Raw genomic sequence first — 8,175 nt, 5'->3', positions numbered from 1 at the left:
GCAGGATGAGTGAAGGAATCAACAGTGAAACCTTCCCAGAAGAGGGAAGAAAGATTAGCATTCATGGCAGACGGCGGTTGAGTGGCTGGTTGGTGTTTTGGCGAATACAAAACTAACCACTTTTACCGCCGTTTTCTATTGATTCACGCTTAACCGCGATGAACCTTTTTTATGGCCAAAAAAAAGCGGACCACGGGGTCCGCAAAGTTTACGTTGGCTTCAAGGTTTATTGAGGCATCACCTCGTTTCTGTGGAGTATTATTGACCACAGGGCTTGATAGGGATAATCGTTCGTTGCTATGCTATCTATCGCCATGAACTATCGTGGCGATGGAGGATGAATAATGAATATTCGTGATCTTGAATACCTGGTGGCCTTAGCCGAGCATCGTCATTTTCGCCGTGCGGCGGATTCCTGCCACGTCAGCCAACCGACGTTAAGTGGTCAAATTCGCAAGCTGGAAGATGAGCTGGGTGTAATGCTGCTGGAGCGCACCAGCCGTAAAGTGCTGTTCACGCAGGCAGGATTACTGCTGGTGGATCAGGCACGTACCGTGCTGCGCGAGGTCAAAGTGCTCAAGGAAATGGCAAGCCAACAGGGCGAAGCAATGTCCGGTCCGTTGCACATTGGCCTGATCCCGACTGTAGGCCCTTATCTGCTTCCGCAGATTATCCCTATCCTGCACCAGACGTTCCCTAAACTCGAAATGTATCTGCATGAAGCGCAGACCCATCAGCTGCTGGCTCAACTCGACAGCGGTAAGCTCGACTGTGCCATTCTGGCATTGGTGAAAGAGAGCGAAGCCTTTATCGAGGTACCGCTGTTTGATGAGCCGATGATGCTGGCCATTTATGAGGACCACCCGTGGGCTAACCGCGACCGTGTGCCGATGTCTGATTTGGCCGGGGAAAAACTACTGATGCTGGAAGACGGCCACTGCCTGCGCGATCAGGCGATGGGCTTCTGTTTTGAGGCCGGAGCGGATGAAGATACGCATTTCCGCGCGACCAGCCTGGAAACGCTGCGCAACATGGTGGCCGCAGGCAGCGGCATTACGCTGTTGCCGGCGCTGGCCGTGCCGCCGGAGCGTAAACGTGATGGTGTGGTTTATCTGCCGTGCATTAAGCCGGAGCCGCGTCGTACCGTCGGTCTGGTTTATCGCCCAGGCTCACCGCTGCGCAGCCGCTATGAGCAGCTGGCAGAGGCCATCCGTACGCAGATGGATGGCCATTTCGACAAACCGTTAAAACAGGCGGTTTAAGCCGTTCAGGGCGGCGACCCGATAGGCTTCCGCCATTGTCGGGTAGTTAAAGGTGGTGTTAACGAAGTACTCAATGGTGTTACCGCCACCTTTTTGCTCCATTATCGCTTGGCCAATGTGAATAATTTCGGCCGCGCGCTCGCCAAAGCAGTGGATCCCCAGAATCTCCTTGGTTTCCCGATGGAACAGGATCTTCAGCGTCCCCACGTTCATCCCGACGATTTGCGCCCGCGCGAGGTGCTTAAACTGCGCACGTCCCACTTCGTACGGCACTTTCATCGCCGTCAGCTGCTGTTCGGTTTTGCCGACTGAGCTGATTTCCGGAATGGTATAGATCCCGGTTGGGATGTCTTCAATCAGGTGGGCGGTGGCTTCACCTTTGACCATCGCCTGTGCCGCAATTCGGCCCTGATCGTAGGCCGCTGAGGCAAGACTTGGATAACCGATAACATCGCCCACGGCATAGATATGCGGAATAGCAGTCTGGTACATGCTGTTTACTTTCAGCTGACCGCGGCTGTCGGTTTGCAGACCAATGTTATCCAGCGCCAGGCTGTCGGTGTTCCCGGTACGTCCGTTGGCAAACAGCAGGCAGTCGGCTTTGAGCTTTTTGCCAGATTTCAGGTGCATGATCACGCCGTCGTCCATGCCTTCAATCTTCTCGTACTCTTCGTTGTGGCGAATCACTACGCCGCTGTTCCAGAAGTGGTACGAAAGGGAGTCTGACATTTCCTGATCGAGGAACGCCAGCAGGCGATCGCGGGTGTTGATCAAATCCACTTTGACCTCCATTCCGCGGAAGATAGACGCATATTCGCAGCCAATTACCCCGGCGCCGTAAATAATCACGTGGCGTGGTTCATGGTGCAGACTGAGGATCGAGTCGCTGTCGTACACGCGCGGGTGCGAGAAGTCGACGTTGTCCGGGCGATAGGGGCGAGAGCCGCAGGCGATGACAAATTTCTCCGCCGTTACCGTTTCGACCGAACCGTCATGGCACTCCAGCGCGAGGGTGTGCTCGTCAATAAAATGGGCATCGCCCTGCAGAATTTCACAGTGATTACGCTCGTAGAATCCCTGGCGCATGCGCGTCTGCTGGTTAATCACGCTATCGGCATGATTAAGAATATCGGCGAATGAGGAACGGAGAAGTCGGGTGTGGTCGCTGTAGAGAGGGTTCTGGTTGAATTCAATAATGCGGCTGACGGCGTGGCGAAGTGCTTTCGATGGGATGGTGCCCCAGTGGGTACATCCGCCACCAACGTTGTGATAACGCTCGATAACGGCGACACGGGCGCCAAGCTTGACCAGCCCCATTGCAGCGCCTTCGCCGCCCGGGCCAGAACCAATTACTATTGCATCATAATCGTAGGTGTGTGGCATGGTAAGGCTTACCTGTTCTTATACATAAAAGCAACAGAATAGTAACATCATTACCCGCTTAACCCAATTATCGTTGTGCTTTTTTCGCGCGGGAGAGCACAAACCGCCCGTAAACAATCATTCACAAAGCGTCTCAAACAGATTAGTTTTAATCTCTGGTATAGTGCCGAGCTAGGCAGATGGAAGGATTCAGACATCGTGATAGGCGTCAGAGCGCTACAAAAAGAAAAAACCCGGCGTTCGCTGGTGGAAGCGGCATTCAGTCAACTGAGTGCCGAAAGAAGTTTTGCCAGCCTCAGCCTGCGTGAAGTGGCGCGCGAGGCGGGAATTGCGCCGACGTCTTTCTATCGTCACTTCCGCGATGTGGATGAACTCGGCTTAACCATGGTCGATGAAAGCGGGTTGATGCTGCGCCAGCTGATGCGTCAGGCACGTCAGCGTATCGCCAAAGGCGGCAGCGTTATTCGCACTTCGGTGTCCACATTCATGGAATTTATCGGTAATAACCCTAACGCCTTCCGTTTGTTACTTCGTGAACGTTCCGGAACGTCCGCAGCATTTCGTGCCGCCGTGGCGCGTGAAATTCAGCACTTTATTGCGGAACTTGCTGACTATCTGGAAATCGAAAATCATATGCCGCGCGCCTTTACTGAGGCACAGGCTGAAGCGATGGTCACCATCGTGTTCAGTGCGGGCGCAGAAGCGTTGGATGTCGGCCCTGAACAGCGTCGACAATTAGAAGAGCGACTGGTACTGCAGCTGCGGATGATTTCCAAAGGCGCGTATTACTGGTATCGCCGCGAACAAGAGAAGATGACACACCATTCCGAATAACGTGAAGGACGAGCAATGAAACAGACAGGTCAAGACAGAGGTACGTTGTTGCTGGCGCTGATCGCCGGTTTATCCATTAACGGAACATTTGCGGCACTTTTCAGTTCGATTGTCCCCTTTTCAGTGTTCCCCCTGATCGCGCTGGTTTTGACGATTTACTGTCTGCATCAACGTTACCAAAATCGCACCATGCCTGTGGGGCTGCCAGGCCTTGCGGCGGCCTGCTTTATTTTGGGTGTGTTGCTTTACAGTACGGTGGTTCGCGCGGAATACCCGGATATCGGCTCTAACTTCTTCCCTGCTGTGTTGTCGGTTGTCATGGTGTTTTGGATCGGCTACCGGATGCGTAACCGTAAAGCGGAACTCTCGGAATAACAGCGCGCTGCCCTCTCTGGCGAGAGGGCAGGAAGGCAGGATTTACTTCCTGGTTAGCCAGACCCCACATTCCATATGATGGGTGTACGGGAACTGATCGAACAGCGCCAGACGTTCAACCTTATGCGTCTGGCCTAATGTTTCCAGGTTCTTGCACAACGTTTCCGGGTTACAGGAAATGTACAGAATACGCGGGTACGCCTGCACCATCTTCTCGGTTTCGCTGTCCAGCCCGCTGCGCGGAGGATCGACGAAAATCGTTTCGCACTGATAGCTCTTTAGAGAGATCCCCTGTAGACGGTTGAACTCCCGTACGCCGTTCATCGCTTGGGTAAATTCTTCCGCTGACATACGGATAATCTGCACGTTATCGATGTGGTTCGCCGCGATGTTGTATTGCGCCGCCGCCACGGACGGTTTGGCGATTTCGGTGGCCAGCACGCGGTCGAAGTTACGCGCCAGAGCCAGAGAGAAGTTACCGTTACCGCAGTACAGCTCCAGCAAATCCCCTTTTGAATTTTCCGTGGCCGCCAGTGCCCACTCCAGCATCTGCACGTTCATCGCCGCGTTCGGCTGCGTGAAGCTGTTTTCTACCTGGCGATAGATCATTTCACGTCCGCCAACGGGCAGACGTTCGTCAATAAAATCCTGATCCAATGCGATTTTGGTTTTCGTCGCCCGGCCAATTAAATGCACGTTCAGGTTCGCGGCGCGCAGCGCATCACGCAGCCGGGTGGCAGCGACCTGCCATTCTTCGTCCAGCTTCTTATGATAAAGCAGAGAAACGATGGCCTGATTGCTGACGGTGCTTAGGTAATCAATCTGGAACAGCTTGTGTCGCAGGACTTTCTCGCCCTTGACGCCATCCAGCACGGCTTTCATCAGCGCATTAATTAATTCGCTGGCCGCCGGGAACGTATCGACGCGAATACGCTGCTTGGTTTCCTGATCGAAAATGATGTGGTAGAGGTCATCGCCGTCATGCCAGATGCGGAATTCGGCGCGCATCCGGTAATGGCTAACAGGCGAGCGGAACACCTCCGGAGCCGGGGCATTGTGTGGCGCCATCATACTTTGCAGGCGGACGACTTTCTCCGCCAGTTGGGCCTCGTACTGTTCTGTCGGCAGGTGTTCGGGGGTCATGATGCTTCCTGAAAGATAAAAATTACGCGGCGATTGTAGGGAATGCTCACAGGATGTCCAGCCCTTGATGGCCAGGGTGAGATGATTAGCAGTCTGGACATCTGCATGTTACTGAATGTAGCATCCTGTTTCCGGTCTTGTGAGTTAAAAGGGAATCCAGTGTAAATCTGGAGCTGACGCGCAGCGGTAAAGTAAGGCGAAATGAGAGCGTAAGCAGACACTGCCAACAGGTGGGAAGTCATCGTTTCATTGCCCCGATCCCATTCGGGGGCCTTCTAGCCCGAAGACCTGCCGGAGTACGTCGCAACGGATCCTCATCATCGCGAGCTACTGATGAGACCAGCGGCATCCTTCTTATTTATTGGATGCTTTTTACAATGATAAAAAAAGCTTCGCTGCTGACGGCGCTCTCCGTCACAGCTTTTTCTGGCTGGGCGCAGGATAGCGGCTCAGACACGATGGTCGTTACCGCAAATCGTTTTCAACAACCTCTGAATACCGTTATGGCGCCAGTCACCGTGGTGACGCGCGAGGATATCGATCGTTGGCAATCGACTTCCGTCACCGACGTGATGCGTCGTTTGCCCGGCGTGGATGTTGCGCAGAACGGTGGTATGGGGCAAAGCTCTTCTTTATTTATTCGTGGGACTAACTCCAGCCATGTGCTGATTCTGGTCGATGGTGTTCGTCTTAATCAGGCGGGTGTCAGTGGTTCTTCCGATCTTAGCCAGTTCCCAGTGAGCCTGGTTCAGCGTATCGAATATATCCGCGGGCCACGCTCGGCGGTGTATGGCTCAGATGCGATTGGCGGCGTGGTCAACATTATTACCACCCGCGAGAAAGACGGGACGACGCTAAATGCCGGGGTTGGGTCCAACGGATACCAGAGCTATAACGGAAGCACTCAGCAGAAGCTTGGGGATAATACCCGTGTGACGTTGGCCGGTGACTATACCTATACCAAAGGCTACGACGTGGTGGCGGACGGGAATACGGGTGGACAACCGCAGACGGACCGTGATGGCTTTATGAGTAAAACGCTATACGGTGCGCTAGAGCATAGTTTCTCTGATGAGTGGAGTGCATTTGTCCGTGGCTACGGCTACGACAACCGTACGGCCTACGATAACTCTCCTTATATGGGCGTGCTGGTCGACACTCGCCAGCTCTACAGCCAGACCTGGGATGCGGGGGTTCGCTTTAACGATGACATCTTCCATTCGCAGCTGACCTCGAGCTACAGCCACAGTAAAGACTATAACTACGATCCTAATCTGGGCCGCTATGACTCAACGGCGACGCTGGACGAGGTCAAACAGTACAACCTGCAGTGGGCGAACTCGGTGGATGTCGGCCACGGTAACATTGGCGCAGGCGTCGACTGGCAAAAGCAAAGCACCGAGCCGGGAACCAACTACGTGACCAATGGTTACGATATCCGTAACACCGGTCTGTTCCTGACGGCATTACAACAGTTCGGTCAATTTACTTTTGAAGGCGCGGTGCGCGGTGACGATAACTCGCAGTTTGGCGATCACGGCACCTGGCAGAGTAGCGCGGCTTGGGAATTTATCGACGGCTATCGCTTCGTGGCGTCCTACGGAACGGCGTTTAAAGCGCCGAACCTGGGTCAGCTGCACGGTTTTTATGGCAACGAAAATCTCGACCCGGAAGAGAGTAAGCAGTGGGAAGGGGCCTTCGAGGGCTTAACGGCGGGCGTGAACTGGCGTGTGTCAGGGTATCGTAACGACGTCGATAATCTTATCGATTACGACTACACCCAGAACCAGTACTACAACGTGGGCAAAGCACGCATTAAAGGCGTTGAAGCTACCGCATCGTTCGACACTGGTCCGTTAGCCCACACCGTGAGCTATGACTATCTTGATGCTCGTAACGCACAGACCAATGAGTTGCTGGCACGACGTGCCAAGCAGCAGGTGAAGTATCAGCTGGACTGGCAGGTGTATGACTTTGACTGGTCAGTGACGTATCAATATCTGGGTACTCGCTATGATAAAAAGTTTGACCCAGTCACCTACGCGTCTGAGAGCGTGAAGATGGGCGGCGTGAGCCTGTGGGATCTCGCCGTTTCATATCCGGTCACCTCTCACCTGACAGTTCGTGGTAAAATCGCCAACCTGTTCGATAAAGACTACGAGACAGTTTATGGCTACGAAACTGCAGGACGGGAATACAACTTGTCTGGCAGCTACACCTTCTGATCCACGTCCCACCGTCCTGGTGTTTGATTCCGGGGTCGGTGGGTTGTCGGTTTACGATGAGATTCGGCACCTGCTGCCGGATCTTCATTACATCTACGCTTTCGATAACGTCGCCTTTCCTTATGGGGAAAAGAGCGAAGACTTCATTGTGGAACGTGTGCTTGAAATCGTCACGGCTGTCCAGGCGCGTTATCCCCTTGCGCTGGCGGTGATCGCCTGCAACACCGCAAGTACCGTTTCACTCCCTGGTCTGCGTGAGAAGTTCGCATTTCCCGTGGTCGGTGTGGTTCCGGCTATCAAACCGGCGGCACGCCTGACGGCAAACGGCGTGGTAGGGCTGCTGGCAACGCGCGGTACGGTAAAGCGTCCTTATACGCGTGAACTGATCGATCGCTTTGCCAATGAATGTCAGATTGAGATGCTGGGCTCAGCGGAGCTGGTGGTTCTGGCGGAAGCGAAGCTGCATGGCGACCCAGTCCCGCTGGACGAACTGCGCCGGATCCTGCGTCCGTGGCTTAGAATGCCTGAACCGCCAGACACCGTAGTGCTGGGATGTACGCACTTCCCTTTATTACAAGACGAACTGCTGGAAGTCCTGCCGGAAGGTACTCGATTGATTGATTCCGGTGCGGCAATTGCGCGACGTACCGCCTGGTTGCTCGAACATGAAGCCCCAGATGCAAAATCGTCAGAATCGAATATCGCCTTCTGTATGGCATTGACGCCGGAAACTGAACAACTTTTGCCCGTTTTGCAGCGTTATGGCTTCGAAAGGCTGGAAAAGCTGGCTGTTTAGTAGGCATTTGAGTAAAAAAGAGACGGTTGAAAAGTTTTTTGCAAACAGGGCTTGTCAACGTCTCAGAACTCCCTATAATGCGCCTCCACTGACACGGAACAACGGCAAGCAAGCCGCCGGGGCAGTAGGGGTTCAGCGATGAACGCCGACAGAGAAA

7 protein-coding genes and 1 riboswitch are annotated in these 8,175 nt (G+C 53.9%); of the genes, 5 read left to right on the top strand and 2 right to left on the bottom strand.

What is annotated here, in order from left to right; genetic code table 11:
- Window positions 1-344 precede the first annotated feature (344 nt).
- Window positions 345-1,262, top strand: a complete 918-nt coding sequence (gene oxyR, locus ACG0Z5_RS23480) for a DNA-binding transcriptional regulator OxyR (RefSeq protein WP_394451533.1) — start codon at window positions 345-347, stop codon at window positions 1,260-1,262.
- On the opposite strand, the gene sthA is transcribed toward oxyR, so the two are convergent.
- Window positions 1,245-2,645 carry a Si-specific NAD(P)(+) transhydrogenase gene (sthA, locus tag ACG0Z5_RS23475; RefSeq protein WP_394451532.1) on the bottom strand — a complete coding sequence of 467 codons (1,401 nt, stop codon included), beginning with the start codon at window positions 2,643-2,645 and terminating at the stop codon, window positions 1,245-1,247. The genes oxyR and sthA overlap by 18 nt on opposite strands.
- Window positions 2,646-2,843: 198 nt before the next feature.
- Between sthA and fabR the strand changes: the two genes are divergently transcribed.
- Together fabR and ACG0Z5_RS23465 are read left to right on the top strand one after the other, a co-directional pair.
- On the top strand, window positions 2,844-3,479 hold the full coding sequence (gene fabR, locus ACG0Z5_RS23470; RefSeq protein ID WP_319629555.1) for an HTH-type transcriptional repressor FabR: 636 nt from the start codon (window positions 2,844-2,846) through the stop codon (window positions 3,477-3,479).
- A 15-nt stretch (window positions 3,480-3,494) separates the two neighbouring features.
- Complete coding sequence (locus ACG0Z5_RS23465) at window positions 3,495-3,854, top strand: YijD family membrane protein (RefSeq protein WP_319629554.1); 360 nt, start codon at window positions 3,495-3,497, stop codon at window positions 3,852-3,854.
- 42 nt (window positions 3,855-3,896) lie between these two features.
- Here the strand turns inward: ACG0Z5_RS23465 and trmA are convergent, their stop codons facing one another.
- Window positions 3,897-4,997, bottom strand: coding sequence for a tRNA (uridine(54)-C5)-methyltransferase TrmA (gene trmA / locus ACG0Z5_RS23460; protein ID WP_394451529.1), 1,101 nt, complete (start codon window positions 4,995-4,997; stop codon window positions 3,897-3,899).
- A gap of 115 nt (window positions 4,998-5,112) precedes the next feature.
- Window positions 5,113-5,308: riboswitch (cobalamin riboswitch) on the top strand.
- A 66-nt stretch (window positions 5,309-5,374) separates the two neighbouring features.
- Here trmA and btuB point away from each other — a divergent pair.
- Together btuB and murI are read left to right on the top strand one after the other, a co-directional pair.
- Entirely contained in the window at window positions 5,375-7,222 is a 1,848-nt protein-coding gene (gene btuB / locus ACG0Z5_RS23455) for a TonB-dependent vitamin B12 receptor BtuB (protein WP_394451527.1), read from the top strand.
- Window positions 7,167-8,018, top strand: coding sequence for a glutamate racemase (gene murI, locus ACG0Z5_RS23450; protein ID WP_394451526.1), 852 nt, complete (start codon window positions 7,167-7,169; stop codon window positions 8,016-8,018). Before btuB ends, murI begins: the two co-directional genes overlap by 56 nt.
- Window positions 8,019-8,175: the final 157 nt, after the last annotated feature.

This window comes from Scandinavium sp. M-37, assembly GCF_043558715.1.
Classification (GTDB): Bacteria; Pseudomonadota; Gammaproteobacteria; order Enterobacterales; family Enterobacteriaceae; genus Scandinavium; species Scandinavium vulneris_A.
This window is presented reverse-complemented; position numbering and strand designations above follow the sequence as displayed.